The organism is Microbispora rosea (genome assembly GCF_044460045.1).
Taxonomy (GTDB): domain Bacteria; phylum Actinomycetota; class Actinomycetes; order Streptosporangiales; family Streptosporangiaceae; genus Microbispora; species Microbispora rosea.
This window is the reverse complement of the sequence record NZ_JBITJO010000003.1, coordinates 281,599-308,100: the sequence shown is the minus strand read 5'-3', so window position 1 is coordinate 308,100 and position 26,502 is coordinate 281,599. Positions and strand designations below refer to the sequence as shown.

Below are 26,502 nucleotides of genomic sequence, written 5' to 3'. Positions count from 1 at the left end.
CCAGGTGTCTCGGCACTGCGCGGACGTCTTCAGAACCGATCTCGTCTCGGCGGTGCGGCGGCTTGCGGTGGCCGCGCTCGTCGTCTCGCTGGCCGGTCTCGCCGTCGCGGAATCGGCGGACGCGGCCTCCGCTCCGCTGCGCCGCAAACCGCACGCCGCCGCGGCCGCCGCCAAGGCGGCGCATGCGAAGGCGGCGCATGCGAAGGCGGCGCATGCGAAAGCGAAGGCCAGACCGAGGCCCGGCCCGCGCGGTTACCAGATGGCCCGAGGCGGGCGGACCAGCGCCAGGCAGTACAGGTCGGGCCGCGGCAGGAACATCCAGAACCTCAACGGCGTCTACACGCCCTCACTGCTGAGCGGCCCGCAGTCGACCACCGTCACGTCCGCCGGGAAGATCACCAGCCAGGGCGCCTACTGCGCCCCGGGCAGCCGCTCCTGCGACATCTCGCAGAGCATGAGGTGACCAGGACAGCGGGACGCTGATCCGGCGGCCTCAGATGTGGTGACGGCGCCATCTCTGGTCGGCCGCCGCCCAGGCGGCCTCCCAGTCGCGGTAGCGTCCGCGGTCCAGCCAGTGGCGCGTGAGCGCGAAGCAGGCCCAGGCCAGAACGGTGACGATCGCGACGACGCCGGCGGCGGCCAGTCCCGCCCTCGTCACCGTCTCGGCCCGATGCGGCGGCGGCGCGGCCGGTCTGCCCTCGGCGTCCACCCACAGCCGCGCCTTCATCGGGCCGTCCCGCAGGAGGAGCACCGCCGGGACCACGCCCTCCCGGACCTCGCCGGACGGCAGCGTCCACCGCGCCGAGCTCGCCGCGGGCAGACCGCGCCCGGCGGCCGGTGCGGCGGAGCCCTCCTCCGCGGCAGGGGCCTCGACCAGGGTGGCCTCGACCAGCTGCGGTGTCCCCGGCCCGACCCGCTCGGCCGCGACGCCGCCGTCGTACACGGTGCGAGCGGCCAGCGCCGCGGGCCACACAGCGAACAGGACGGCGGCCAGCGCCGCCGCCGCGATCGCCGCCTCGATCCGGTCGGAACGGCGGCGCAGCGGGTTGTGATCGGGCCGGTAGCGGCGTAGCCGCGACACGGCCCAGCGGGCGAGCGACCTCATCGGCGCACCTCCTGTCGGGCCACAGGAGGTCTCACTTCCCCGGGCGCGCCAAGTCAGTCCATCACGTCGGAGGCCGCGCGACGGACGCTCTCGCTCTCGTCGATGACGAACCCCAGCCGCATGATCATCTGCGGCGCCTCTTCCGAGCACAGGTGCCTGCGGATGAACTCCCGCAACTCCGGCATCTCGAGCGCCTGCGTATGGAACGCGACGCTGAGGCCGTACGCGGAGGCGTGCAGCAGCATCCGCTGCAGCGCCTCGCCCGCGCGCAGCCAGTCCTCCCGGCCGTCCCCCGCGGTGGTGAGGAGCGCCACCAGACCCGTCGAGGCGGACACCCGCTCGTCCGGCGCCATCCCCCACTCGTGGCCCCGGGCGTAGTCCCGCTGCGCGAAGTGCTGGGGTTGCGTACGCCGGGGATCGGTCGGATAACCCGCCGCGGGCACGCCGTCGCGGCGTGAGCTGCCGGGCGGCCGGGCCCAGCGCATGAGTTCGAGGACGAACAACCGGTTCTGCGACTGCACGTCCTGGGCCGCGCCCGTGAGCGCGGCGAGCACCCTTGCGGTGGCCTCCGACCCGACCGGCAGCAGGTGGCCGTCCTCGGCTGCCGCCTCCGCCACGAGCGCGTCGACCAGGCGGTCGGGCACCGGCAGCGCGGTGAACCCGGACCGGTGGGTGCGGCGGCGCTCGATCTCCGCGTGCAGCAGGCGGATGTGCTCGGCGGGCTCCCGCCCCGGCCGCACCCGTACGGTGGCCAGCAGCAGCGGGCGCTCCGGGTCGGGGAAGCGCCGCACCTGGGGCTCGTAACCGAGGGCCTGCAGTGTGATCCGCACGTTGAACAGCGCTGCGCCGCAACTGATCGTCATCTGCCGGCCGGTGGGGTCGGAGACCCGCAGCTTCCTGTCGGGGTCGGCGCGCAGGCAGATCTCGTCTCCCGAGACGCCGAACGACCAGGGCTGGGTGTTGTGGATCGATGGCGCCCACAGAGCCGCCTCCACCGCCGTTCTCGCGGCCTGCACGATCCCTTCAACGGTCCGAGTGTTCACGGTCTCCTCCCCTGGGAATCCTGGGGCTAGGTCACAGCAACGGCGGGGCGATCAGCAGGTCGTCCACGAGGAAGGCGAGGTCGGCGTCCACCTCGACGACGCCCTCGACCCGGCGTACGGCGTGCAGCAGCGGCTTGATGTCCGACCTGCGGGGCACCTGCCCGCTCATCGTGACCACGCCGCCGGAGACGGTGATCCGAAGGTCGTCGGGGCCGAGATTCAGCCGGGCCGCGACCTCCTCGATGTCGGCCAGGATGTCCTCCGCCGGGCGGACGAACACCCGCAGCAGGTCGCCCTGGTGAACCGTCCCCACGATGCGGCCGGTCATGGCGTCGATCACGGGGAGCTGCTTGATGCGGTTGCGGTGCATCAGCCGGGCCGCGTCCCGCACGGAGGTGCCGCCGGTGACCGTGATCGCGGGGCGCGTCATGATCTGGCCGGCCTTCGTGCCCGCCGCCTTCCGGTGCTCCTCGCGCCTGCGGGGACCGTCGAGCACGCTCTCGCCCGGATCGATCTCCTTCAGCAGGATGTCGTCCTCCGACACCACCCCGACCGGGCGCCGGTCGGCGTCGATCACCGTGACCGCGCCCACCTTGAACCGCTGCATGGTGGCGACCAGGTCCGCGAACGACGCGTCCATCGGCACCGCGATCGCGACCTTGCCCATGACATCCTTCACTTTCGCCGTCATGACGACGCCTCCCATCTCTCAGTGCCCAGCGTGCCTCGGCGCGTCTTCCGAGGTCAGCGGTGAAGGTCCTGACAGCCTGGGACTTTCGGCCACCCATCGCGCCACCCGGGGCAGGGCATGGCGAAGGGCCCCACGGCCAGGGTCCTCCGTCCCTACTCATCCGGCCCGTACAGGGCTGCGATGGAGTTGGGGAATGGCATACGGCCCGGAGAGGAGCCGATCATGCACATGAAGGTGCGGGACGTCATGACGAGCGAGGTCGCCTCCGTCAACGGCAGCACGCCGCTCAGGGACGTGGCCGGGGTCCTCATCGCGCACGACGTCAGCGCGGCCCCCGTCGTCGACGGCGAGGGCCACGTGGTCGGTGTGGTCTCCGAGGCCGATCTGCTGCGCAAGGAGGAGTTCCGGGAGCAGTTCTACCGCGAGGGCTACCGGCCGCCGCTACGCGCCCGCCTGCGCGAGGCCGTGGGGCACAGGGCCGCCAGGAGCCAGGAGAGGGCCCGTGGGGTGACCGCCGCCGAGCTCATGTCCGCGCCCCCGGTCACCACGCGTCCGTACACCAGCGTGGTCAGCGCGGCCCGGCAGATGAGCCAGCACGGGGTCAAGCGCCTGCCCGTCGTGGACGACGAGGGCGTGCTCGTGGGCATCATCAGCCGTCATGACCTGCTCAAGGTCCTCGCCCGAGCGGACGCGGACATCGCCCACGAGATACGCGAGGACGTCATCGGGAACTGCCTGTGGGCCGACCTGTCGGGCGTCGAGGTGTCGGTGTCGGAAGGCGTCGTGACGCTCACCGGCGGTCTGGAGCGCCGCTCGCAGGCGCGGGTGCTCACACGCATGGTCGAACGGACCAACGGCGTGATCGGGGTCGTCGACCGCCTGGAGTGGAAGGATGACGACGTGGGCCCCTGGGAGGAATCCTGATCCCGGAGCCCGGCCTCATGTTCCCGGCCCTGGTCATCATTTCCGTAGCCGTGTGGCTGCGAGTCGGTGGTAGGTGAAGGCCCAGCGGTCGGTGCCGGTTTGGCGGCGGGTGTAGCGGGGTGGGGGTGCTGGTAGCGGTCGCGGTTGTGGAACTGGCAGGCGGGTCCGAGGAGTTTCAGGTCGGTGAGTCCGCCGGTGCTCCAGCTGTCGGCGTGGTCGATCTGGCACATGGTGGCGGGGAGCGGGCAGCCGTCGACCCAGCAGGTGGCGTAGCTGGGCGAAGATCGCCCTGCGTTGGGCGGGGGTGGCCAGGCGGACCTTGCGGCCCATGTCGAGCACCTGCCCCTCGGCGTCCATGACCAGGCGCACCAGGACCGAGGTGCGGGCGAGGCGGTGCACGCTGGTGACGGGCAGCATCTGCCCGGTCGCCAGCAACAGCCCCGGCACCGTCCCCAACGCCGTCCCGGGCGCCGTCCCAGACAGTGCCCCGGGCGCCGTCCCGCGTAGCCTCCCCGGCGGCGCCCCGGGCGGCGTCCCCGGTGACGCTCCCTGCCCCGTCCCCGTCGTCCCCGTCTCCCGCGTTCCCGCTGTTCCCGGTGCCTGCGTCGCACACTCGCACCGCGCCGCATCGCCGCACCGCCACCCGCCCTGGCCATCCGCCGCATCCTGCCGAGCCCGGCCCTGCTCCTCGCCGCCCAGCTCCTCGCCGCCCGGCTCGTGGGGGCCCCGGTCATGGCGGTAATGGCCACAGCGCACGTCGCTGTGGTCCTCAGACGTGGTCTGCGCATGCCGGCAGTCCCTCGCAGGCCGATGCCCGGCGTGGGTGTGATGTGCGGAGTTGTCCTCGGGAGGAGGATTGGGTTGCGCTGCCTGAGTAGGCGCTGTGCCCGGGGGTGCTGTGCCCGGGGGTGCTGTGCCCGGGGGTGCTGTGCCCGGGGGTGCTGTGCAGGAAGGTGCTGTGCCCGAGGGGCGCCTACCGGTTCCGCGCTCGTAGGCTCCGTGCTCACCTGCCCCGCGCTCGTCGGGGCCTGGGTGGCGAGACTCCTCATCGCGGGGACCAGTGGTGGCACGGTCGGCGCTTCCGGCATCGGCGTCCGCGGCTCCATCGGCACCGGCATCGCTCCCCGCACCGGCGTCCGCCGCTCCATCGGCACCGGCATCTGCCTCAGTCTCGGCTTCGGCGGTGTCAGGGTCACGGCCACCCACCTCACTCAAGCGCGGAGCCGAATTAGATGGAGTCACAGACAGAAAAGCAATTCGACGTGAATGGCCCACTTTTGGCCAAGATCCGCCGCTTCCACGCGTAAGCCAGGACGGCGGCCGGACTCCGGCCTCTCAAGAGGGGGTGCTCGTCCCGGCGCGGCAAGCCGAGGAGCCCCGTACGGGTCCAGACGATTTCGGCAGAGGCCGAGGACGCCGTGCTGGCAGCCTTCACCTGCGACGATGCCGGGTTCCCCGGCGCAGTCGTCATGACGTAGCAGCGGCGAATTGCGAAAAAGGTGGTTTCCGTCCGCCCATCGGCGGTAGCCCAGTAAGGGACCGACCAAGCGAGAGACAAGGAGAAGCACGTGATCACTCACGAGCAGATCCCCATGGTGCTCGACAACCCGGTCCACGACCTCAACGGCGACAAGATCGGCGAGGTGGCGCAGGTCTTTCTCGACGACGCGACCGGACGGCCGAAGTGGCTGTGCGTCAAGACGGGACTTCTCCGCACCAAGGAGACCTTCGTCCCGCTGCACGAGGCGAACCTGACGGCCGGCCACGTCGAGGTCCCGTACGACAAGGAGCACGTCAAGAGCGCGCCCGATGTGGACCTGGACGCCGACGGACACCTGTCCGCCGAGCAGGAGCGTGAGCTCTACCGTCACTACGACATGGACTGGGACACCGCCTGGGAACGCGCGAACAGGCCCGACAGTCTCACCGGCTGGGCCGACAGCGCCGGGCGACGCGAACGCGAACGGCTGGAGACCGGCACCGGCGAGCCCGGCGACTACGCGGACTACGCCGTGACCCGCGGCGGGGAGCGGTACGGCGTCGACGACCCGTCACTCGGCTCCAGGGACCGGCTGGACGCGGAGATCCCCGGTACGCGCCCGGGTGAGCCGCTGGCGCAGCGGGAGCCCGAGACGCGGTCCGAGGAACTGTTCGGCGCGGGCGATCCCTCGCGCACGACGAGCGAGCGGTACGGCACGGAGGACCCGGCGGCCCGGTCACAGGAACGGTTCGGCACCGGCGATCCGATGACGAACGCCGGCGACCGGTTCGTCGCCGACCCGGACGCCCGTGATCGGGACATCCGACGCCGGGACATCCCCGACCAGGACGAGCCGCTCCTGTAACCGAACAACCGGAAGAACCCCGGACGAACCGGCAAGCCGTTCGTCGACCAGCCCCGTTGCCCCGGTGCGCCTCCGCCACCGGGGCAACGGCATGCCGGCCGTAATCACGTCAGTCGTCGACGACCTCGCCGTTCACCACGCGGCCCCGGCCCGCTCCGGCGGGCCCGCCGAAGCCACCCGCCTCGTCGAAGCCCCCGGCCCGGCCGAACCCTGCGGTCCCGTCGAAGAGCGGCGCGTACGGCGAGCGGGCGGCGAGTGAGCGCACCCGGCGGCCGAGGAACCACGACACCCAGCGGCGGGCGATCGGCCGGGTGAACGGCAGGATCATGAAGAAGCCGAACACGTCACTCAGGAAGCCGGGGGTCATCAGGAGAGCGCCCCCGGCGACGATCAACGCGCCGTCGGCAAGCTCCTTGTCGGGCATGCGCCCCGACTCGATCGCCGTGCGCAGCGCCGCCCACGCCCGCCGCCCTTCGCGGCGGACCAGCCAGGCGCCGAGGATGCTGTCGGCGATGAGCAGGGCGACCGTCTCCCAGCCGCCGATCACGGACCCCACCTGGATCAGGAACCAGATCTCCAGGACGGGAATCACGAGGAACGCGAGGAACAGCCCGATCCGCACCATGTCTTGCCCCACTCACCCGGCACTCGTACGTCTGCGTCAACGTCCCCGCGGCGGCTGGGGTTCCTGTGGATCGTGCCTATCGCCTCGGGCGAAACCGCTCGCCTAAGCCGGCGACCCCCCAGATGGCCACGCGCCAGAAGGCCTCGAAGATGATCTTCCGGCTCATCTTGCTGCTGCCCACGGTGCGCTCGACGAACGTGATCGGCATCTCGGTCACCCGCAGCCCCTGCCGTACGGTGCGGAGCGTGAGGTCCACCTGGAAGCAGTAGCCCTGCGACTCGACGTCGTCCAGCCCGATCTTCTCCAGCGTGGCCGCGCGGTAGGCGCGGAAGCCCGCCGTGGCGTCGCGCACCGGGATGCCGAGCACCAGCCGGACGTAGGTGTTGGCCCCCCGCGACAGCAGCTCGCGCGAGAACGGCCAGTTGACGGTCTTGCCGCCGGGCACCCACCGGGAGCCGATCGCCAGGTCGGCGCCGTCGGCCACCGCGTCGAGCAGCTTGTGCAGTTGCTCGGGCTGGTGGGAGCCGTCCGCGTCCATCTCCACCAGCACGTCGTAGCCCTCGGCCAGGCCCCACCGGAATCCGGCGATGTACGCGGCGCCCAGCCCCTGCTTGCTCGTCCTGTGCATGACGTGGATGTGGTCGTCCGCCTCGGCCAGCTCGTCGGCGATCCGGCCGGTGCCGTCAGGACTGTTGTCGTCGGCCACGAGGAGGTGCACGTCGGGCAGCGCCTCACGCAGGCGCCGGGTGATCAACGGGAGGTTCTCCCTCTCGTTGTACGTGGGAACGATCACGAGCACCCGCCCCGGGGTCCGCTCCATCAGCTCTTCCTCCGCCCAGAGATGGCCGCCACCGTCGCTCCGGCCCCCATGAGTATCATGATCCACTCTGGCAGCGCGCCTACCTCCGCCGCCACAGTGTTCTTGGTCCTGACGGGGACGTCCAGGACGTTCATCCCCGCCACCAGCTCGCCGGTACGCCAGCCGACCCGGCCGTCGGGGCCGACGTACGCGGAGATGCCCGTGGTCGCCGCGGTGACCACGGCGCGGTTGAACTCCACCGCCCGCAGCTGCGACATCGCGAGCTGCTGCGGCGGCAGGTTGGTGAGGGCGTAGCTGGCGTTGTTGGTCTGCACGACCAGCGGCGTGCCGCCGGCCCGCACCGTGTCGCGCACGGTGCTGTCGAACGCCACCTCGTAGCACTCCACCGTGCCGATCGTCACGGGCCCCATCCGCAGCGCTCCCGGCTTGTCCCCGGCGACGGACTGCCGGCCGACGAGCTGCGCCCGCGACGACAGCGCCAGGAACAGGTCCTTCATCGGGGTGTACTCGCCGAACGGCACCAGCCGCCGCTTGTCGTAGTAGACGCCGGGGCCGGTGACCGGGTCCCAGACCACGCCGCGGGTGGCCCGGTTCTCGGTGCCGATCTTGACCACCGCGCCGACGAGGATCGGCACGCCGATGTCCTTCGCGGCGGAGTCGATCACCTGCCGGGCGTATGCGCTGGAGTAGGGATCGATGTCGGTGGAGTTCTCCGGCCACACCACGATGTCGGGCCGCTGGAGTTTCCCGGCCCGCACGGCCTCGGCCATCCGGTGCGTCTCGTCCGCGTGGTTGCGCAGCACGACGGCGGGCTCGTCGCCGAGGAAGTACATCCCCCGCCCAGGGACGTTGCCCTGGATGACACCGATCCGCACTGTCCTGCCTTCGTCGCCGGGCCGGGGCACGACCAGCCCCAACACCGGTACGGCTATCGCGGCGAGGAGCGTCCCGGCAAGCACCCGGTCGGCCCGCAACCTCGGCGGACGCCGTGTGACCAGGGCGGCGAGCAGGGCCCCCGTGAGGGCGACCGTGAAACTTACAAGCGGGGCGCCGCCCAGCGCGGCGAAGCCGGTGTACGGCGACTCGCCCTGGCTGAAGGCCAGCCGCGCCCACGGGAAGCCTCCGACGGGGAACAGCCCGCGGGCCCACTCCTGCACGACCCACAGGCAGGCCACCCAGAGCGGCCACAGGCGCAGCCGCATGACGAGGACGGCCAGACCGGCCAGCGCGGCCCAGAACAGGCTCTCGATGCCCGACAGGGCCAGCCAGGCGTCGTTCCCGATCGGGCGGACCCAGGACAGCGTCGGCAGGAGGAACGCCAGCCCCCCGGCGTACCCCAGCCACGCCGCCCGGCGCGGCCGCAGACCGCGCAACGCGAGGGCGAGCAGCGCGACGCCCAGCGGCGCGCAGAACCACCACCCGATGGGCGGGAAGGCGAGGTAGAGCACCAGGCCGCCCACGACGGAGGCGGCGAGGCGGACCAGCACGCCCGGCACCCGCGGCTTCGGCGCCCCGGCGGCGGGCGGAGCCGCGTCCTGTGCCGTCTTCAGTGCCACGGAACAGTCTCTCCTCGCGTGTCGATGGGTCCTGGCGCAGAAAATCATTCCAGGTCAGGGTCGCAGACGGCGGCGTAGCCCGCCAAACCGTCTCCGCCACTCTACGGGCGGCGTCCAGGGGCGATCACGCGGATGAAGAGACGAAGAAGGGAAGGAGGCCCGGGCGGCCCTTCGGACCGGTTCCGTCCCGTCGGCGGCGGGCGCGGAGCTCCGTTGTCTACTGGGTGCCCGGGCCCCTCCTGGGTCCAACCCCCCGGCCGGATGGGGTGCCCCGCCCCGGCGGGACGCCGCCCTGCGCCTGGTGTGCTGACGGCGTCACGCTCCGTCATCGACGCAGAGGTCGGCGGCGCCATAGAGCGGCCAACCGGTCAGTCCCGTGCTGGACTGCGCAGCAAACTACCGACCTCAGCGCAGATGTCAACCGCGTCCCGATCAGCCAAAACACCACATTTCCGCAGGTAGGAGCGGTGCCCGTTCAGCGCGTTCCAGTCAGCGCCGTTCCAGGCCGTTCAGGACCGCGGGCAGCTCCTCCACGTGGACGACGCCGAGGCGGCTCGTGGCCCGGGTCAGCGCGACGTAGAGGTCGCTCGGGCCGCGCGGCGACTCACGCAGGATCCGGCCGGGCTCGACCACGATCACCGAGTCGAACTCCAGCCCCTTGGCCTCGGTCACCGACAGCACCGCCACGGGCGCGTCCAGCGCGGCAGGACCGGACCCGGTGGCGACGCCGGGAACGGCGGCCCGTACGATCGTCCCGATCTCCTCGGTCGTCCCCGCCGGGGCGATGACCACCAGGCGGCCCTCCCCGACGACCTCCGCCGCCACCACCGGGCCCGCCTCGGCGAGGGTGGCGACCCGCAGCGCCCACGGCCGCTCGCCCGTCTCCCGCACCGACTCCGGCGCCTTCAGGTCGGGGCCGACCAGTTCGAGCACGCGGGCGGCGACCTCCATCAGCTCGGCGGGGGTGCGGTAGTTGACGCTGAGGTGCTCCTCGCGCCAGCGGCCCGCGACGTACGGGCCGAGGACCCGGGCCCAGCTCGCCGCGCCCGCGGCCGACCCGGTCTGGGCGATGTCGCCGACGATCGTCATGGACCGGCTCGGGATGCGCCGCATGACCATCCGCCAGGCCATCTCGGACAGCTCCTGGGCCTCGTCCACGATCACGTGGCCGAAGGCCCACGTGCGGTCCCTGGCGGCCCGCTCGGCCGTGGTGAGGTAGGTCTCCTCGGCCTGCTGCCGTTCGGCGAAGCGCTCGGCGTCCATGATGTCGGCCAGGCCGGTCAGCTCCAGCACCTCGCGGGCGTAGGCGATGCGCTCCTCGCGCTCCTGCTCGGCCCGGCGCGCCGCCCGCAGCACCCCCTCGTCGATGTCCCCCAGAAGCTCGGCGGCCTCGTCGAGCAGCGGCACGTCGGCCGGGCTCCACCAGTTCTCCCCCGGCTTCTCCCCCGGTCTGGGCGGTTCGCGCAGCAGCAGGTCGCGCTCCGGCGCGCCCAGCCCGGCCGCCGCCATCCGGTCGCGGTCGGTGAACAGGCCGATCAGCAGCTGCTGCGGCGTGAGGTAGGGCCACAGCCGGTTGAGCGCCACCCGCACCGGCTCCTCGGTGCGCAGGTCCTCGCGCAGGTCGGCGAAGTCGGCGTCGTCGAGGTTGCCGCGGCCGAGCTGCCGGGCGGCCTGCCGGGTCAGCACGGTCAGCAGGTGCCGTACGAAGACGGACCTGGCCTGGTTGTGCGGACGGCGCGAGCGGCCGGCCTTCGACCTGGCCGCCTCCAGCGTCTGCCGGTCGAGCTTCAGCGTGAACTTGTCGAGCTTGATCTCCACGGGCGTGCGCGGCATCCGCTGGCGCTCCCGCACGGCCCGGGCGATCACGTCGGCCATCGCGATCCCGCCCTTGACCGCGGCCGCCTCGGGCCGCTCCTCGCGGGTCGCGGTGACGCCCGGGTACAGCTCGCCCACGGTGGACAGCAGCACGTCGGTCTCGCCGAGGGACGGCAGCACCTGCTCGATGTAGCGCATGAAGGTCGGGTTGGGCCCGAGGATCAGCACGCCCCGGCGTTCCAGGCGCTCCCGGTAGGTGTACAGGAGGTAGGCCGCGCGGTGCAGGGCCACCACGGTCTTGCCGGTGCCGGGGCCGCCCTGGACGACGAGCACGCCGTTCAGGTCGCTTCGGATGATCTTGTCCTGCTCGGCCTGGATGGTGGCCACGATGTCGCGCATGCGGCCGGTGCGCTTCTCGCCGAGCGCGGCCAGCAGCGCCGCCTCGCCGTTGAGCGAGGCCCGGTCGGCGTCGGTGAGGCTGTCGAGGTCGAGCAGGTCGTCGTCGATCGCGGTGACCCTGCGGCCCCGCGTGTGCAGGTGACGCCGCCGGGTGACGCCCATCGGGGCGGCCGGGGTGGCCCGGTAGAACGGCTGCGCCACGGGGGCTCGCCAGTCGATCAGCAGCCGGTGCTGGTCGTCGTCCGACAGGCCGATGCGGCCGATGTACAGCCGCTCGCCCTCCGCGTGGTCGAGCCTGCCGAAGCACAGGCCGTTCTCCACGGCCCAGAGACGGGCCAGCCGCTGGGTGTACATGACGGCGAAGCTGTCGCGCTCCGAGCGGTTCTGGTGGGTGCCGAAGGCCCCCTGGGCCAGCACGGCGTCGAGCTGCCCGCGCGTGCGCTCCCGCAGCACGTCGAGGCGCTCGTACAGCGCGGCGACGTACTTCTGCTCCCGGGCCAGCTCGCCCGTCGAAGACTCTGGCATAGGCCGCCAGATTCTACGTGCCGTCCCGCCCTTCTCCCGCATCGGGCACGGCCGCTCACGGGCGCGTCACAGATGGATCTCGGCGCGGATCACGCCCTTGACGGCGCCCCGGCCCGTTCGTACGGTCGCAGCCATAGTTAGGAAACTTTCCTAACATGCTCTGTCGCGGGAGAACGTATGACCCGGCCCATCGCGGGGACGCCGAGCCTGCTGCGTGCGATCAACGACCGCGCCGCGCTGATGGTCCTGCTCGAACACGGCCCGCTGACCCGGCCCGAGCTGGGGGCGCTCACCGGCCTGTCCAAGCCGACCGCCTCCCAGCTGCTGGCCCGGCTCCAGGAGGCCGGCCTGGTCGTCCTGGACGGCATCCGGGAGGGCCTGCCGGGCCGTACGGCGGAGCTCTACCGGATCAACCCCCGCGCGGCGCACGTGGCGGCGCTGGACGTCACGCCGGCGCGTATCGCGGTGGCGGTCGCCGACGTCACCGGAGCGGTCGTCGCCGAGCACCGGCTGGCCACTCCGGGGCGCACCGGTGGCGACGTGGTGGAGCGGGTCCGGGCCGCGCTCACGGGGGCGTGCGGCCCGGCCGGGCTCGACCCGACGGAGCTGAGCCGGGTGGTCGTCGGCATCGGCGGCGCCGTCGACCCCTCGACCGGCAGGCTCGGGTACGCGGCCCACATCCCGGGCTGGCACATCCCCGACCTGATCGGAACCCTCCGCGACGGGATCGGCGTGCCGATCGACGTGGAGAACGACGTCAACCTCGTCGCCCAGGGCGAACGGTCCAGGGGCAGCGCCCGGGGCCACCAGGACTACGTGCTGCTGTGGGCCGACGAGGGCATCGGCGCGGCCCTCGTCATCGGCGGCCGCCTCCATCGCGGGGCGACCGGCGGCGCGGGCGAGGTGGGCTACATGCCCGTGGTCGGCGCCCCCACCGCGAGGGACGTCGGCAGGCGGGCCAACCACGGGTTCCAGGCGCTGTCGGGCGGCCCGGCCGTGCTCGCCCTCCTGCGGGCGCACGGGGTGCGCGGCGTGCGCGGCTCCACGCCGAGCGGCGCCGTCCGCAACGCGGTCGCCTCGGCCGGACGCGGCGGCCCGGACGGCGAGAGCGCGCGCGAGGCCCTGCGCGACCTCGCCGGCCGTCTAGCGATGGGGCTGGCCGCGATCACGGCCGTGGTCGACCCCGAGATCGTCGTGCTGTCCGGCGGCGTGCTGCTCGCCGGCGGCGAGGTCCTGCGGGAGGTGGTCGAGCGGGAGCTGCACGCGCTCACCATTCCCCGGCCTCGTGTGCTGCTGTCCACTCTCGAGGGCAACCCGGTCCTCACCGGGGCCCTCGACCTCGCGCTCGGCGCCGTGCGCGAGGAGCTGTTCGGCGCGGTGAACGGCGCGGTGAACACATCCCCTTCGGCCCACTAGGGAGGCACCCCCCATGAAACGCCTTCTCCTCCTCTCCACGGCACTTCTCGTCGGCGCCGGGCTGCCCGCGCTCACCGCCTGTACGGCCGGCACCGAGAGCGGGCCGCCCAAGGTGGCCCAGAGCGGGGCGAGCCACGAACCGGTCACCATCGAGTTCTGGCACGGCTTCAGCGCCGACAACGAGCTCAAGGCCTTCGACGAGACCCTCGCCGGCTTCCAGAAGAAGTTCCCGTGGATCACGGTCAAGCCGACCAAGGCCGTCCAGGACAGCCAGATCCTCCAGTCCGTGCGCGGCGGCAACCCGCCCGACGTGGCCCTGTCGTTCACCACCGACAGCGTCGCCGAGTTCTGCAAGGCCGGGATCTTCCAGGACCTCAACCCGTATCTGAAGGCGAGCGGCATCGACCCGGCGGCGCTGTTCCCCAAGGTGATCGCCGAATACACGCAGTATCAGGGCAAGCGCTGCGTGATGCCGATGCTCGCCGACGCGTACGGCCTCTACTACAACAAGACGCTCATGCAGGGCCACCAGCCGCCGAAGACGATGAGCGAGCTGGCCGACCTCGCCAAGAAGCTGACGGTCAAGAACGACAAGGGCGACATCAAGGTCGCCGGGTTCGTCCCGACCAGCCAGATGTACGAGAACGCCCCCATCCACACCGGCGTGATGGTCGGCGGGAAGTGGACCAACCCCGACGGCACCTCGGCCATCGGCTCCGACCCGCAGTGGAAGAAGCTGATGACCTGGCAGAAGGACCTCACCGACTGGTACGGCTACGACAGGCTCGAGAAGTTCCGCAAGAGCTTCGGCGACGAGTGGTCGGCCGAGAACCCGTTCAACACGGGCAAGGTCGCCATGGCCATCGACGGCGAGTGGCGCACCGCCATGCTGGCCGCCGACGCCCCCGACCTCGACTACGGCACCGCGCCGCTGCCGGTGGCCGACGATCAGCCGCAGCGGTACGGCGCGGGCTACATCACCGGGACCGTCATCGGCGTCCCGCGCGGCGCCAAGCACCCGGAGGCCGCCTGGGAGCTGGTGAAATACCTCACCACCGACACCGGCACGCTGGTGACGCTGTCGAACGCGATCAGGAACGTGCCGAGCACGCTGCCCGCGCTCCAGTCGCCCGACCTCAAGAAGGACCCGAACTTCCAGACCTTCCTCGACGTCTTCGCCAACCCCAACAGCACCACGCTGCCGGCCCACGTCAACTCCGTCTTCAACCAGCAGACGCTGCAGGAGGCGCAGATCAAGTGGGAGTCGGGCCGCGCGTCCGACCTGGACGCGCTGCTCGCCGAGGTCGACAAGAAGATCGACGAGAAGCTCAAGCTGACGGCGGGCGGCTGAGCCCCCGATGCGTGGAAACCTGCGCGCCCTGCTCTACCTGTCCCCCTGGCTCGCCGGGTTCGCGATCTTCTTCGTCTACCCGCTGGTGTCCACGGTCTACTTCTCCTTCCAGCGGTACGACCTGTTCACCCTGGAGCCCGTCGGGCTGCTCAACTGGGAGTACTTCCTCAAGGACCAGGCGGCCTGGACGGCGATCCGCAACACCCTGTGGCTCGTCGTGGTGATGGTCCCGCTGCGGGTGCTGTTCGGCCTCGGCGTCGCCCAGCTGGTGACCCGGCTGAAGGCCGGCGCCGGGGTCTACCGCACGATCTTCTACCTGCCGGCCCTGGTGCCGCTGGTGGCCGGGACGCTGGGGTTCGTGTTCCTGCTCAACCCCGGCACCGGGCCGGTGGACGCGCTCCTCTCGGCGGTCGGGCTGCCCGCTCCCGACTGGTTCGGCGACCCGGCGTGGTCGAAGTGGGGGCTCACTCTGCTGGGCCTGTGGTCGGTCGGCGACCTGATGGTCATCTTCATGGCCGCCCTGCTCGACGTGCCGAAACAGCTCTACGAGGCCGCCGCCATCGACGGCGCGGACGGCTGGCGGCAGTTCACGTCGATCACGCTGCCGGTGATCCGGCCGGTGCTGATGTTCGCCCTGGTCACCGGGGTGATCCAGACGCTGCAGTACTTCACGCAGGCCGAGGTGGCCGCGCGGGTCGCGTCCGGGGCGACCGACTCGGCCGGGTCGGTCTTCACCCCCGGCTACCCCGACCAGTCCACGCTGACGTTCCCCCAGTGGCTGTTCCAGCAGGGCTTCCGCGACTACGCGATGGGCTACGCGTGCGTGCTCGCGCTGGTGCTGTTCGCGGTGGCGATGGTCTTCACGCTCATCCTGCTGCGGCAGTTCCGCTTCGCCGAGGAGGAGTCGTGACCCCGACAGCGAGACGGACCGCGACCCGGACCGCGCTGCTGTGGGTCGCCCGGCACGCGCTGGCCATCGCGCTCGCGCTGATGTTCCTCGGCCCGCTGGTGTTCATCGCGCTCACCGCCCTGATGACCGACCGCCAGGCGCTCACCTCCGACCTGTGGCCGCACACCTGGGACTGGGGCAACTTCACCGAGATCTTCGAGAAGGCGCCGCTGCTGACCTGGATCCGCAACACGCTGCTCTACTCGGTGCTCGCCACCGCGTTCATGCTGGTGTCGTCGATCCCCGTGGCGTACGCGCTGGCGCGGTTCCGCTTCCGCGGGCGGCGGCTGGCGTTCCTGCTGGTGATCACCACGATGATGCTGCCGCCGCAGGTCGTGGCGGTGCCGATCTACCTGATCTGGGCCCGCTTCCACCTGACCGGCACGCTGTGGCCGCTGATCCTGCCGATGCTGCTCGGCGACGCGTTCTCGATCTTCCTGCTGCGCCAGTTCCTCGTCACGATCCCGCGTGAATACTCCGACGCGGCGAAGGTCGACGGCTGCGGCGAGTTCCGCACGCTCGTGCGGGTGATCCTGCCGATGGCCCGCCCGGCCATCGCCGCCGTCGCGCTCTTCCAGTTCTTCTACTGCTGGAACGACTACTACGGCCCCCTGCTGTACGCCGGGACCGACCTGGACAACTGGACGCTGTCGCTGGGGCTCGCGGCGTTCCGGTCGGTGCACCGGGTGCAGTGGAACCTCACGATGGCCGCCACGCTGCTGGCCATGGCCCCGGTGATCGTCGTGTTCTTCTTCGCCCAGAAGGTCTTCATCGAGGGCGTCAAATTGACGGGAGTCAAATGAAGCTGGCCGTTGTCGGGGGCGGTTCCACGTACACGCCGGAGCTGATCGACGGTTTCGCCCGCCTGCGCGGCGAGCTGCCGCTGTCGGAGATCGCGCTCGTCGACCCCGACGAGCACCGGCTCGCGACGGTCGCCGGGATGGCCCGGCGGATGCTCGCCCGCGCCGGGCATCCCGCCGCGCTGACCACCGCCACCCGCGTGGAGGACGGCGTCGCCGGGGCAGCGGCGGTGCTGCTCCAGTTGCGCGTGGGCGGCCAGGCCGCCAGGAACGTCGACGAGACCCTGCCGCTGGAGTGCGGCTGCGTCGGCCAGGAGACCACCGGCGCCGGGGGCCTCGCCAAGGCCCTGCGGACCGTGCCGGTGGTGCTCGACATCGCCGAGAAGGTGCGCGCGCACGCCCCCGGCGCGTGGATCGTCGACTTCACCAACCCCGTCGGCATCGTCACCCGGGCGCTGCTCGACGCCGGGCACCGGGCCATCGGGCTGTGCAACGTGGCCATCGGGTTCCAGCGCCGCTTCGCCGCCCTCCTCGGCGTGACCCCGGAGCGGATCGCGCTCGGGCACGTCGGGCTCAACCACCTCACCTGGGAGCGGTCCGTGCTGCTCGACGGCGTGGACGTGCTGCCCCGCCTGCTGGACGAGCACGGCGAGGACATCGCCGAGTCGGTCGGCCTGCCGGTGGAGCTGGTCCGCCACCTGCGCGCCGTGCCGTCGTACTACCTGCGGTACTTCTACGAGCACGACCGCGTGGTGGCCGAGCAGCGGACCTCGCCGTCGCGGGCGGCCGAGGTCGCGGCGATGGAGTCCGCGCTGCTGGAGATGTACGCCGACCCGGCCGTGGACACCAAGCCCGACCTGCTGAACAGGCGCGGCGGCGCCTTCTATTCGGAGGCCGCCGTCGCCCTGGTCGCCTCGCTCATGGGCGACCGCGGGGACGTGCAGGTCGTCAACACCCGCAACGACGGCACACTGCCGTTCCTCGACGACGACGCGGTGATCGAGGTCCCGGCCGCCGTCGGAGCCGCAGGGGCCGTCCCGCTGCCCGTCGACCCCGTGGAGCCGCTGTATCGGGGCCTGATCGCCCACGTGTCGGCGTACGAGTCGCTCGCCCTGGAGGCGGCCCTGGACGGCGGCGAGGACCGCGTCAGGGACGCCCTGCTGGCCCATCCGCTGGTCGGGCAGGCGTCCCTCGCCGGCGACCTCGCCGCGCGCCTCGTGGACGCCAACCGCGCCTTCCTGCCGTGGGCGGTGGCGCGGTGACCTCGCCGCGCACCGTGCTGGCGGTGGACGGCGGCAACAGCAAGACCGACGTCGCCCTCGTCCGCGAGGACGGCACGGTGCTCGCCACCGCGCGCGGGCCCGCGTTCCTGCCGCAGAGCGCCGGGGCCGAGGCCGCCGTCGACGTGATCGGCCGGACCGTGCGGCGCGCCCTGGCAGGGCAGACCGGCGAGGCCGGGGAGGCCGCCACACCGCCGTACGCCGACCACGTCGCGGCCTACGTCGCGGGGGCGGACCTGCCGGTCGAGGAGGAACTGCTGCGGGCCGAACTGCTGGCGCGCGGGTACGCCGCGAGCGTGGTCGTGGGCAACGACACCTTCGCCCTGCTGCGGGCCGGGTCGTCCACCGGATGGGGCGTGGCCGTCGTCTGCGGCGCCGGCATCAACGCGGTGGGGGTCTCCCCCACCGGGCGGGTCGCCCGGTTCCCCGCGCTCGGCCGCCTCAGCGGCGACTGGGGCGGCGGCCACCACCTGGGCGAGGAGGCCCTCTGGCACGCCGCGCGCGCAGAGGACGGCCGCGGCCCGGCGACCGCGCTGACCGACGTCGTGCGCGCCTGCTTCGGCACCGCCACGGTCGAGGAGGCCGTCGTCGGGCTGCACTTCGGCGACCTTGCGGCCGACCGGCTGCACGCGCTCGTGCCGCCCCTTCTGGGGGCCGCCGCGGACGGCGACGCGATCGCCGGGTCGCTGGTGGAGCGGCAGGCCGAGGAGATCGCGCTGCTCGGCGTCGTCGCCATGCGGCGGCTCGGCCTGCTCGCCGCGCCCTGCGAGGTCGTGCTCGGCGGCGGCGTGCTGACGGCCCGGCATCCCCTGCTGACGTCGCTGGTCGAGCGGCGCTACGCCGAGCGCGCGCCGCTCGCCCGGATCGTCGTCGCCGGCGTGCCGCCGATCGTGGGCGCCGCCCTGCTCGGCCTCGACCACTTCGGTGCGCCCCCCGAGGCGTACGCCCGGGTGCGGGTGCACTTCCTCCCAGAGGCAGACGGCCCGGAGGAAAACGGCCCGGAGGAAGACGGCCCGGAGGAAGACGGCCCTCAGCCCTCGGCGGCGTCCTCCTCCGGCTCCTTCTCGATCACCGGGGAGCGGTAGTCGTACGGCGTGCTGAGGACGACGGTCGTGCGCGTGCTGACGTTGGCCGAGGCGCGGATCTGCTGGAGGAGCTCCTCCAGCGCCAGAGGGGAGGCGACGCGGACCTTGAGAATGTAACTTTCATCACCCGCGACGCTGTGGCACGCCTCGATGGCGGTCAGATGGCTCAGCCGCTCCGGCGCGTCGTCCGGCGCGGAGGGGTCGATCGGCTTGATCGAGACGAACGCGGTCATCGGAAGACCGATCTCGTCGTAGTCCACGAGAGCGGCGTATCCGCGGATGACACCACGCTTTTCCAGCCTGCGTACCCGCTGGTGCACGGCGGAGACCGACAGCCCGGTCTCCTTGGCCAGATCGGTGAAGCTCATCCGGCCGTCAGTCGCCAGCAGGGTGACGATTCGGCGATCGATCTCCTCCACCCCAGCAACGGTAGCGCCGCCCGAGACTGTCTCGTCCCTAAGCCACCGAATTGTCAGTGGCCCTGGCTAGCTTGCGATCATCATCGCCGAGACCGGAGGTCGACTGATGTATCGACAGGGTGACGTGTTGATCGTGCCCGTGACGGAGGAGTCGGCACCGCGCGGGCTTCGCCCGGTGCCGCGCGACCCGCGCGGGCGGCTGGTACTGGCGGAGGGCGAGGCGACCGGGCACTGTCACGCGATCCCGGGCCCGGGAACGCTGTACCCCGGTTTCCTGCACCTGCCCGCGGGCGGACGCCTCGTCCACGAGGAGCACGACCCGATCTCGCTGCCGAAGGGCTGGTTCCGGGTGATCCGCCAGCGGGAGTACGTGCCGGGCTCGTTCCGGACGGTGGCCGACTGATGGGCCGACTGATGGGCCGGCCGGCTGAGACGCTGACCTGGGAGCAGGTGGCCTTCGCCACCGGCGAAGGCGACCACGACGAGGCGTCGGCGGGAGTGCGGCTGGCCTACCGCGAGGCGGGCCTGCGCGAGCCCGAGGTGATCGTACGGCTGGCCTCCCCCGCCGCCGGGGCGATCGCGGCGGTGTGGCTGCTCGGCACCGACGAGGTCCGGGCGGCGATGGAGGAGATCGGCCTCGGGCGGCTGCGGGCCCTCGACGGCATCGACCCCGGGGTCTCGGTGCGCCACGAGGTCCGCACCCTGCCCTGGGAGAGCGCCAGGGCGGAGGCGAGCGCCGAGGCCGGACCTGCCGGCTGGGCCCGGTTGTGGGAGGAGACGGGCGGTCGGCTGTGGCCGCGCGTCGACCGGCTGGTCACCGAGATCCGCGGGGCGATCGGCGACCTCGGCGGCGACGTCCTGCGCCAGGCGACCCTCGACGCGGTGCTCGGCCAGCACGACGCGCCCTGGCTGTCGGCCTTCGACGGGCTGGAGGGTCTCAAGCGGGCCGCGCGGCACACGGGCTGGTGGTGGCCGTACGAGCGGGTCGCGATCGTCACCGACCGGCCGGTGGAGCTGCACCTGGACGACGCGGGGCGGCTGCACTCCAATTTCGGCTCCGGGACTTTCGGCTCCGGGGCCGAGCGCCCGGCCCTGTCGTACGCCGACGGCTTCGCGCTGCACGCCTGGCACGGGATGCCGGTCCCCGCGGGGTTCGGCGCGACCATGGCCGCGCTCACCCCCGAGCGCATCCGCGCCGAGGAGAACGCCGAGCTACGCCGGGTCATGCTGGAGCACTTCGGCCTCGACCGCTACCTCGCCGAGTCGGGCGCCCGGCCGCGGCACTCCGACGAGACCGGCGTCCTGTGGCGGATCGACCTGCCGGGCGACGAGCCGGTGGTGATGGTCGAGGTGGTCAACTCGACGCCGGAGCCGGACGGCACCCGGCGCACCTACTTCCTGCGGGTCCCGCCGTGGGTGACCAGGGCCCGCGAGGGGGTGGCGTGGACCTTCGGCGTACGTGAGGAGGACTACCGCCCCGAGCGGGAGACCTGATCCCCGGCGGCGTTCCAGGCGGCGGGGACGCGTTCCAGCACACCTCCCGCGAAGACGTCGTAGAGGCCGAGGGGCTCCAGGTGAACGTATCCGATGTGGCAGTCGCAGACGGGCAGCGGGCAGGCGCGGGGCCGCAGGGCGGGCCGGTAGGAGCCGTCGTAGAGGTTGCCCAGGACCTCGGGCACGAAGTGGCAGCGCCTGACCGTCCCGTCGCCGTCCACCGAGATCACGCTGTCCCCCGTGCGGCACGGCAGGCCCAGGCTGCGGTGCGCGTGCCGGCTGTGGCCGAACAGCGGGTCGATCGCCGTCCACTCGGCCGCCTCGGCGTCGCTGTAGACCCGGCCCTCCTGCGCGTTGACCCACAGATAGGTCTCGGGCGGCAGGTCCGCCCGGAGCCTGCGGGCGTCCGCCAGATGCGCGGGGTCGCCGACGATGCCGACGCTGTGCCGTACGGGCAGCGAGCGGACCTTGGGCAGGAATCGCTCGTAGGGCACCTGGGTGGGGTGGTAGGTCACCCACAGCGCCGCCCGGTCCGACGCCTCCGCGAGCCAGCCGGTGCGGCAGCTCAGGTTCGTCTGGATGGCCACCCGGCGCACGTTGCCGAGCCAGGACAGCCGCACCAGCGCCTCGCGATACCAGGACCGCACCAGTCCCTCGCCCCACGGGGTGAACAGCACGGAGATCTCGGCGTCCTGGGCCGCCACCCACGCCGTGAACCGCTCCAGGGCGGCCCGGTCGGCGCGCAGTTGTTCCGGGGCGTCCCTGCGCTTGGCGAACGGGCAGTAGCCGCAGTCGTAGTCGCAGCTCGCCAGCGGCCCCCGATAAAGGATGCTCAGCACGCGGCGTATCCCTCCATGAGGGCCCTCACGCGGGGCGAGAACAGCGCGGGGCCGATGGCGTCGGAGTGGGCGAGCCCGTCGGCGGTCGGGCGCACGGCGGACGCGTCCGCCGTCAGCCAGCCCGGAAAGCGGTCCAGCAGGGGGAAGTCGTCGAGCACGTCGCTGCCGAACCTGGACCGGTAGAGATTCCGCGACAGCCCCTCGGTCCGCAGCAGCGACTGGATGAGATGCCGTCTCCTGCGCTCCTCCTCGTCCAGGGCGAACCCCACGTTGGCCACGCCGAAGTCGTCGCGCCGCACGTAGTCGTCGATGATCGCCCGCACGTGGCGGGCTCCGACCGCGTACTCGAAGGAGTGGTGCAGGGCGCTCGTGTACGACCGGGCCCCGCAGCCGAGGCCGACCATGCCGTCGGTCTGGCAGCAGTAATCCGTGGACGCCGTCGTGTCGGGCGGCCCGGGCAGCCGGAACATCCGCATGGACACCTGTTCGTAGCCCGCGTCGAGCAGGTGGTCGCGGCCCAGGCGGTACAGCTCCATCCGCTGGTCGTCCCAGGCGCGGTCCTGCCTGCCCAGCCCCGTGAGAGGCCGGACGTACAGCGGGTAGAGGTACATTTCCTCCGGCCGCCACGCCAGGGCCGCGTCCAGGGAGTAGCGCCACGACTCCGGCGTCTGCCCGTCGATGCCGTAGATCAGGTCGATGTTGAGCGTCGCGATGCCCGACGCCCGGATCGCGTCGAGCGCGGCGTCCACCTCCGCGCGCTTCTGCGGCCGTACGGCCGCGCGGGCCTCTGCGTCCAGGAAGCTCTGCACGCCGATCGAGATCCGGCTCGCGCCCCGCTCGGCCAGCACGGCGAGACGGTCCGGCGTGGCGGTGGCCGGGGAGGTCTCCACCGACAGCGGGATCTCCCGCAGGCCGACGCCCATCGCCCGCTCGGTAAGATCGAACAGGCGGGTCAGCTCCCAGGGGTCAAGGTAGGTGGGCGTGCCGCCGCCGAAGGCCGCGGTCGTGAAGCTCGGCCCGTCCAGGGCGGCCCGTACGGCTCGCGCCTGCCGCTCCAGGGTGTCCAGGTAGGCCGTGGTGAGACCCTCCGGAGCGCCCGTGCGGGTGAACAGGTTGCAGAACCCGCACCGCATCTCGCAGAACGGGATGTGGACGTACAGCGCGCCCGCCTGCTCCCCCGCCCAAACCTCGCTCAGGGCCGGGCGCGGATCGAGCGGCCGGTAGGCGGTCTTGTGCGGGTAGGCGTAGACGTATCCCTCGTAAGGCGTCAATCGTGCTCCCCGTCGGGATGATCCAGGATGAACTCGGCGTAGGGCACCGTCCAGACGACCTCGTGGCCGATCCGGTGGCCGACGTGCCCGTCCTCGCCGTACGCCGTCCCGTGATCGGAGCAGACGATGACGAGGCAGGGCCGGCGCATCAGCGCGTACAGCCTGCCGATGTGCCGGTCGACGTATTCGAGCGCCGCGGCGTGGGTGTCCGGGCCGTCCCGGGTCGCGCCGGGAAGGTGGAAGTGGTTGGGCTGGTGCAGCGCCGACACGTTGACGAACAGGAATACCGGCCGGTCGCGCCGGGCCAGCGCCTCCTCGGCGCGGTCGATTTGCCGTTCCAGCGAGTGGGGGCCGGTCACCCCGAACTCCGGCTCCCAGTGGCTCTCCGCGAACAGCCCGGGCAGGGCCGCGCCCAGCGGGGTCAGCTTGTTGAAGAACCCGACCCCGCCGATGCACACCGTGTGGTAGCCGGCGCCGGCGAGCCCGGCCGGCAGGTCGGGCGCGTCGAACACCCAGGTGCCCGCCCCGGTCGTCTCGCTGCCGGGGAAGGTGGCGGCGAACAGGCGCGGGTGCGGCCCCGGCGTGACCGGCGTGGGCAGGAACCCCGCGAAGATCGCCGCGTGCGCGGCGTAGGTGAAGCTGCCGGGGCTGTGCCGCCGCTCCCACCTGCGGCCGCCGGGCAGCAGGTGGGGCAGCCGCCCGGCGTCGGCCAGCTCGGCCGCGACGTCGTAGCGGAGCGTGTCGAGCGTGACCAGGAGGATGTCGTGGGTTCCCACGACCTCGTTCATGTCCATCGCCGGCCCGAGATCGCCTCGGCCTGCTCGGCGTAGGTGTCCCGGCCCGTGCCCGCCAGATCGCCCAGGCCGGGCAGGAGGTCGCCGAACGCGTTGACCTCCGCCACGGCCACCGACCGCCGGTCGGCCCCGACCATGAGGTCGACACCTGCGGTCAGACTCCTTGGGAAGCACGCGGCGGTCCGGGCGGCCACGTCGAGCACCCGCTCCCACAGGCCGGGCCGCGCCCGGACCACGCCGAGGTCGCCCCGCAGGCCGCCGAGGTGCAGGTTGGTGATCGGCGTCCTGCTCGTGCGCATCACCGCGTGGGTCGGGCTCCCGGCCACGGTCACGACGCGCAGGTCGAACGTCCTGCCGCCCGCCGACGCCTTCGGGAACCACCGCTCCACGTGCAGCCCGTCGGGCGCGAGCGCCTCGACCAGCGCCTTCACGTCGGTCTCGTCCTCGTACGAGCGGACCCGCAGCGAGTTGCACAGAGTGCCGTCAATCCAGGCCGCCGACGTGACCGCCTTGACCCGGCCCGCGTGGGCCTGGAAGGCGACCACCCCGGAGGCCGACGAGCCGTGGGCGGGCTTGACGAACACGCGGGCCCAGCCCCGCTCGGCCATCCGCTCGCGCAGCTCGCCGTACGAACCGGTCTCGAGGGCGGGCGGCACCGGTACCCCGGCCGCGGACAGCCTGGTGTGACAGCGACGTTTGTCGAACATCACCGCGATCTCCTCGACGTCCCCGAGCAGACGGACGCCGGGGAGCGCGGCGATCCTCCGCAGCCCCGCCGTGAAGGCGGCGTACCAGGCGGCGCCCCCGCCGACCCGGGTGGGATCCCCCGGTCCGCGCAGCAGCGCGTCGGTCTCCGCGTCCTCGCCCGGCGAGTCGATCCGCACGAGCGTCCCCGGCGGCAGGCCGATCTCGCGTCCGGTCAGCACGTCACGCCAGGGGACCACCCGCGGCTCCGGCAGCCCCCTGGCCACGGCGGCGTCGCGGAACATCGTCACCCGCCGGTCGCCCGGCACGCCGACGACAGCGAGGTGCGGCGTCACTCGCTCACCGCCACGTAGCGCTCGTAGTCGGACTGCCGCTCGGACAGGTCCACGTCGACGCCGGGCAGGGACGCGGCGATCCGGGCCGCCATCGGTCCGCTGAGGTAGTGGTGGTGGAGGTCGAGCCGGCGCAGGTGGGTCAGCGGCTGCCCGCCGAGCAGCGCCTCCGCACCGGCGTCGGTGAGCTCGCCCATCGACAGGCTGAGCTCCTCCAGCCGGGCCACCACGGAGGCGGCGGCGACGGCCGCCGCGATCGCGTCCTGCGCCGGACTGTCGCACAGGCCGAGCCGCCGCAGCGCGGGCAGCCGCTCGCCGGACAGGATCGGCGCCAGGTCGGCGACGGTGGCGTTCCCGCCGTAGTTCTCGACCCCGAGCCACATCTCCAGGTGCTCCAAGGCGGGCAAATCGCAGGCCCCGACCGCACGCACCACCTCGGCGCGCAGCCCGCCGCACTCGAACCGCAGCACGCGCAGCCGCTCGTGCCGTACGGGCCGCAGGGTCAGCCCGTCCGAGCCGCGGACGTCCAGCCGCTCCAGATGGGGAAACGCCTCAAGCAGCGGGGTGACGTCCCCCTGCTCGATCCAGGAGATCTCCATCAGCTCCGTGCTGACGAACCCCAGGAAGACCGACCGGAGACGGGGCAACCGCGCCGCGTTGGCGGCCAGGAACGCGGGCACGTCGTGCCCATAGTGGACCAGTACGAGCGACTCGATCGCGTCGCCGCCCACCGAGTCGGCCAGGCGCCGAAGCTCCCGCTCGAGTCCCGGCTCACCCTCGTTGCCGGACAACCCGTTCGTGAGAGCCCACGCGACCGCCGAGGGGTCGGCGACCGTCTCTCCCGGCTCCACCACCGGCCTGCCGGCGAAGAACTGCCCGTGTTCCTCCCACTCCAGGCCGTACAGATAGAGGTCCTCGTGGACGAAGGTCTCGCCGGGGTCGGGCGTGGCCGTCACTCGCTCACCGCCACGTAGCGCCAGTCGTCTACGGGCTTCTCCCTGCGGGACAGGTCGACCTCGACACCGGGCAGCGCCTCGGCCACCCGGGCGGCCATCGCGTCGGTGAGGAAGTGGTGATGCAGGTCGAGCGTGTGCAGATGGGTAAGCGGCTGCCCCCCGAGCAGGGCCTCGGCCCCGGCGTCGGTGAGCACGCCCATCGAGAGGGCGAGGGACTCCAGCCGGGCGACGACCGGCGCGGAGGCCACGGCCGCCACGATCTCGTCCTGGATCTCGCTGTCCTGGAGACCGAGGTGGCGCAGCGCCGGCAGCCGCTCCCCGGAAAGGATCGGCGCCAGGTCGGCGACGGTGGCGTTCCCGCCGTAGTCCTGCACTCCGAGCCACAGGTCCAGGCGCTCCAGCCCGAGCAGGTCGCATGCGCCGACCGCACGCACCACCTCGGCGGGAAGTCCGCCGGTCTCGAAACGCAGCACGCGCAACGACTCGTGCCGCACCGGGCGGAGTTCCAGGCCCGTGCCGCCGCGCACCTCCAGCCGCTCCAGCCGGGGGAACGCCTCCAGCAGCGGCGTCACGTCCGACTGCTGGATCCAGGAGATCTCCGCCTGGTCGGAGCTGATCGCGCCGAGGAAAAGCGATCGCAGCCCGGGGAACCGGGCGGCGGCGTCGGCGAGCCGGCCCACGATGTGCTCCGACGAGGTCTCGTAGCAGTCCTCCCAGTCCCCGATCACCAGTGCCGGGACCTTGGCCGTGTCCACACCGTTGAGCAGGGCGTCGAACGCCTCATCGAGGTCCCAGTCGCCCCATCCGCAGCTGATCAGCAGCGCGACCGCACCCGCGTCCGGAATCTCCACGTCATGATGCGGAACCATCTCGATCACCGGCAACCCGGCGTAGGTGTCCTCATACTGATGCTCTTCGTCGAAGCGGGTGTCGTGCGGGATCATGGGATTTCCTTGGCTGGGG

At 72.3% G+C, this 26,502-nt stretch carries 25 protein-coding genes; 11 read left to right on the top strand and 14 right to left on the bottom strand.

What is annotated here, in order from left to right; genetic code table 11:
• Positions 1 to 52: 52 nt before the first annotated feature.
• Complete coding sequence (locus ACIBK1_RS13825; protein WP_357323994.1) at positions 53 to 463, top strand: hypothetical protein; 411 nt, start codon at positions 53 to 55, stop codon at positions 461 to 463.
• Between the two features lie 30 nt (positions 464 to 493).
• Here the strand turns inward: ACIBK1_RS13825 and ACIBK1_RS13820 are convergent, their stop codons facing one another.
• Genes ACIBK1_RS13820 through ACIBK1_RS13810 form a run of 3 tightly spaced genes read right to left on the bottom strand, consistent with a single transcriptional unit; the run spans position 494 to position 2,839 of the window.
• Entirely contained in the window at positions 494 to 1,105 is a 612-nt protein-coding gene (locus ACIBK1_RS13820; protein WP_357323991.1) for an Rv1733c family protein, read from the bottom strand.
• Between the two features lie 53 nt (positions 1,106 to 1,158).
• Entirely contained in the window at positions 1,159 to 2,148 is a 990-nt protein-coding gene (locus ACIBK1_RS13815; RefSeq protein ID WP_030507097.1) for an Acg family FMN-binding oxidoreductase, read from the bottom strand.
• Between the two features lie 31 nt (positions 2,149 to 2,179).
• Complete coding sequence (locus tag ACIBK1_RS13810) at positions 2,180 to 2,839, bottom strand: CBS domain-containing protein (protein ID WP_030507098.1); 660 nt, start codon at positions 2,837 to 2,839, stop codon at positions 2,180 to 2,182.
• A gap of 222 nt (positions 2,840 to 3,061) precedes the next feature.
• Here ACIBK1_RS13810 and ACIBK1_RS13805 point away from each other — a divergent pair, with 222 nt between their 5' ends.
• Positions 3,062 to 3,763 carry a CBS domain-containing protein gene (locus tag ACIBK1_RS13805; protein ID WP_030507099.1) on the top strand — a complete coding sequence of 234 codons (702 nt, stop codon included), beginning with the start codon at positions 3,062 to 3,064 and terminating at the stop codon, positions 3,761 to 3,763.
• Between the two features lie 1,568 nt (positions 3,764 to 5,331).
• On the top strand, positions 5,332 to 6,108 hold the full coding sequence (locus ACIBK1_RS13800; protein ID WP_076437385.1) for a PRC-barrel domain-containing protein: 777 nt from the start codon (positions 5,332 to 5,334) through the stop codon (positions 6,106 to 6,108).
• Between the two features lie 109 nt (positions 6,109 to 6,217).
• Here ACIBK1_RS13800 and ACIBK1_RS13795 read toward each other — a convergent pair whose 3' ends face one another.
• The 4 genes from ACIBK1_RS13795 to ACIBK1_RS13780 all read right to left on the bottom strand — a co-directional run bounded on the left by ACIBK1_RS13795 (position 6,218) and on the right by ACIBK1_RS13780 (position 11,848).
• Positions 6,218 to 6,733, bottom strand: coding sequence for an FxsA family protein (locus tag ACIBK1_RS13795; RefSeq protein ID WP_030507102.1), 516 nt, complete (start codon positions 6,731 to 6,733; stop codon positions 6,218 to 6,220).
• A gap of 76 nt (positions 6,734 to 6,809) precedes the next feature.
• The gene (locus ACIBK1_RS13790) at positions 6,810 to 7,553 is read right to left on the bottom strand and encodes a polyprenol monophosphomannose synthase (protein WP_030507103.1); all 744 of its coding nucleotides are present in this window, start codon (positions 7,551 to 7,553) and stop codon (positions 6,810 to 6,812) included.
• Positions 7,553 to 9,109 carry an apolipoprotein N-acyltransferase gene (lnt, locus tag ACIBK1_RS13785; protein ID WP_231513816.1) on the bottom strand — a complete coding sequence of 519 codons (1,557 nt, stop codon included), beginning with the start codon at positions 9,107 to 9,109 and terminating at the stop codon, positions 7,553 to 7,555. Before lnt ends, ACIBK1_RS13790 begins: the two co-directional genes overlap by 1 nt.
• Positions 9,110 to 9,598: 489 nt before the next feature.
• Complete coding sequence (locus ACIBK1_RS13780) at positions 9,599 to 11,848, bottom strand: HelD family protein (RefSeq protein ID WP_030507105.1); 2,250 nt, start codon at positions 11,846 to 11,848, stop codon at positions 9,599 to 9,601.
• A gap of 177 nt (positions 11,849 to 12,025) precedes the next feature.
• Here ACIBK1_RS13780 and ACIBK1_RS13775 point away from each other — a divergent pair, with 177 nt between their 5' ends.
• From ACIBK1_RS13775 to ACIBK1_RS13750, 6 genes are read left to right on the top strand one after another with little or no spacing between them, the layout of a single operon-like run.
• A complete protein-coding gene (locus tag ACIBK1_RS13775) occupies positions 12,026 to 13,264 on the top strand; it encodes an ROK family transcriptional regulator (RefSeq protein ID WP_396734797.1) in 1,239 nt (412 codons plus the stop codon).
• 13 nt (positions 13,265 to 13,277) lie between these two features.
• Positions 13,278 to 14,615, top strand: coding sequence for an ABC transporter substrate-binding protein (locus ACIBK1_RS13770; RefSeq protein WP_357325415.1), 1,338 nt, complete (start codon positions 13,278 to 13,280; stop codon positions 14,613 to 14,615).
• Positions 14,616 to 14,622: 7 nt separating this feature from the next.
• Positions 14,623 to 15,525 carry a carbohydrate ABC transporter permease gene (locus tag ACIBK1_RS13765; RefSeq protein WP_030507108.1) on the top strand — a complete coding sequence of 301 codons (903 nt, stop codon included), beginning with the start codon at positions 14,623 to 14,625 and terminating at the stop codon, positions 15,523 to 15,525.
• Positions 15,522 to 16,367, top strand: a complete 846-nt coding sequence (locus ACIBK1_RS13760) for a carbohydrate ABC transporter permease (RefSeq protein ID WP_363535924.1) — start codon at positions 15,522 to 15,524, stop codon at positions 16,365 to 16,367. The genes ACIBK1_RS13765 and ACIBK1_RS13760 overlap by 4 nt, the downstream gene beginning before the upstream one ends.
• Positions 16,364 to 17,626, top strand: a complete 1,263-nt coding sequence (locus tag ACIBK1_RS13755; protein ID WP_396734794.1) for a 6-phospho-beta-glucosidase — start codon at positions 16,364 to 16,366, stop codon at positions 17,624 to 17,626. Before ACIBK1_RS13760 ends, ACIBK1_RS13755 begins: the two co-directional genes overlap by 4 nt.
• Positions 17,623 to 18,729, top strand: a complete 1,107-nt coding sequence (locus ACIBK1_RS13750) for an N-acetylglucosamine kinase (RefSeq protein ID WP_396734791.1) — start codon at positions 17,623 to 17,625, stop codon at positions 18,727 to 18,729. The genes ACIBK1_RS13755 and ACIBK1_RS13750 overlap by 4 nt, the downstream gene beginning before the upstream one ends.
• On the opposite strand, the gene ACIBK1_RS13745 is transcribed toward ACIBK1_RS13750, so the two are convergent.
• Entirely contained in the window at positions 18,675 to 19,148 is a 474-nt protein-coding gene (locus ACIBK1_RS13745) for an Lrp/AsnC family transcriptional regulator (RefSeq protein ID WP_030507112.1), read from the bottom strand. The genes ACIBK1_RS13750 and ACIBK1_RS13745 overlap by 55 nt on opposite strands.
• A 106-nt stretch (positions 19,149 to 19,254) precedes the next feature.
• Between ACIBK1_RS13745 and ACIBK1_RS13740 the strand changes: the two genes are divergently transcribed.
• Complete coding sequence (locus ACIBK1_RS13740) at positions 19,255 to 19,551, top strand: hypothetical protein (protein WP_030507113.1); 297 nt, start codon at positions 19,255 to 19,257, stop codon at positions 19,549 to 19,551.
• The gene (locus ACIBK1_RS13735) at positions 19,551 to 20,642 is read left to right on the top strand and encodes a DUF6745 domain-containing protein (RefSeq protein ID WP_396734788.1); all 1,092 of its coding nucleotides are present in this window, start codon (positions 19,551 to 19,553) and stop codon (positions 20,640 to 20,642) included. Before ACIBK1_RS13740 ends, ACIBK1_RS13735 begins: the two co-directional genes overlap by 1 nt.
• Here ACIBK1_RS13735 and ACIBK1_RS13730 read toward each other — a convergent pair.
• The 6 genes from ACIBK1_RS13730 to ACIBK1_RS13705 are packed head-to-tail and all read right to left on the bottom strand — an operon-like array spanning position 20,618 to position 26,483.
• Positions 20,618 to 21,481 carry an STM4011 family radical SAM protein gene (locus ACIBK1_RS13730; protein ID WP_396724263.1) on the bottom strand — a complete coding sequence of 288 codons (864 nt, stop codon included), beginning with the start codon at positions 21,479 to 21,481 and terminating at the stop codon, positions 20,618 to 20,620. The two genes, ACIBK1_RS13735 and ACIBK1_RS13730, sit on opposite strands and share 25 nt — an antisense overlap.
• On the bottom strand, positions 21,475 to 22,752 hold the full coding sequence (locus ACIBK1_RS13725) for an STM4012 family radical SAM protein (RefSeq protein ID WP_396734785.1): 1,278 nt from the start codon (positions 22,750 to 22,752) through the stop codon (positions 21,475 to 21,477). The genes ACIBK1_RS13730 and ACIBK1_RS13725 overlap by 7 nt, the downstream gene beginning before the upstream one ends.
• On the bottom strand, positions 22,749 to 23,540 hold the full coding sequence (locus ACIBK1_RS13720) for an STM4013/SEN3800 family hydrolase (protein ID WP_396734782.1): 792 nt from the start codon (positions 23,538 to 23,540) through the stop codon (positions 22,749 to 22,751). The genes ACIBK1_RS13725 and ACIBK1_RS13720 overlap by 4 nt, the downstream gene beginning before the upstream one ends.
• The gene (locus ACIBK1_RS13715; protein WP_396734779.1) at positions 23,537 to 24,586 is read right to left on the bottom strand and encodes an STM4014 family protein; all 1,050 of its coding nucleotides are present in this window, start codon (positions 24,584 to 24,586) and stop codon (positions 23,537 to 23,539) included. The genes ACIBK1_RS13720 and ACIBK1_RS13715 overlap by 4 nt, the downstream gene beginning before the upstream one ends.
• On the bottom strand, positions 24,583 to 25,539 hold the full coding sequence (locus ACIBK1_RS13710; RefSeq protein WP_396734776.1) for an STM4015 family protein: 957 nt from the start codon (positions 25,537 to 25,539) through the stop codon (positions 24,583 to 24,585). Before ACIBK1_RS13710 ends, ACIBK1_RS13715 begins: the two co-directional genes overlap by 4 nt.
• Entirely contained in the window at positions 25,536 to 26,483 is a 948-nt protein-coding gene (locus ACIBK1_RS13705; RefSeq protein WP_081903407.1) for an STM4015 family protein, read from the bottom strand. Before ACIBK1_RS13705 ends, ACIBK1_RS13710 begins: the two co-directional genes overlap by 4 nt.
• Positions 26,484 to 26,502: the final 19 nt, after the last annotated feature.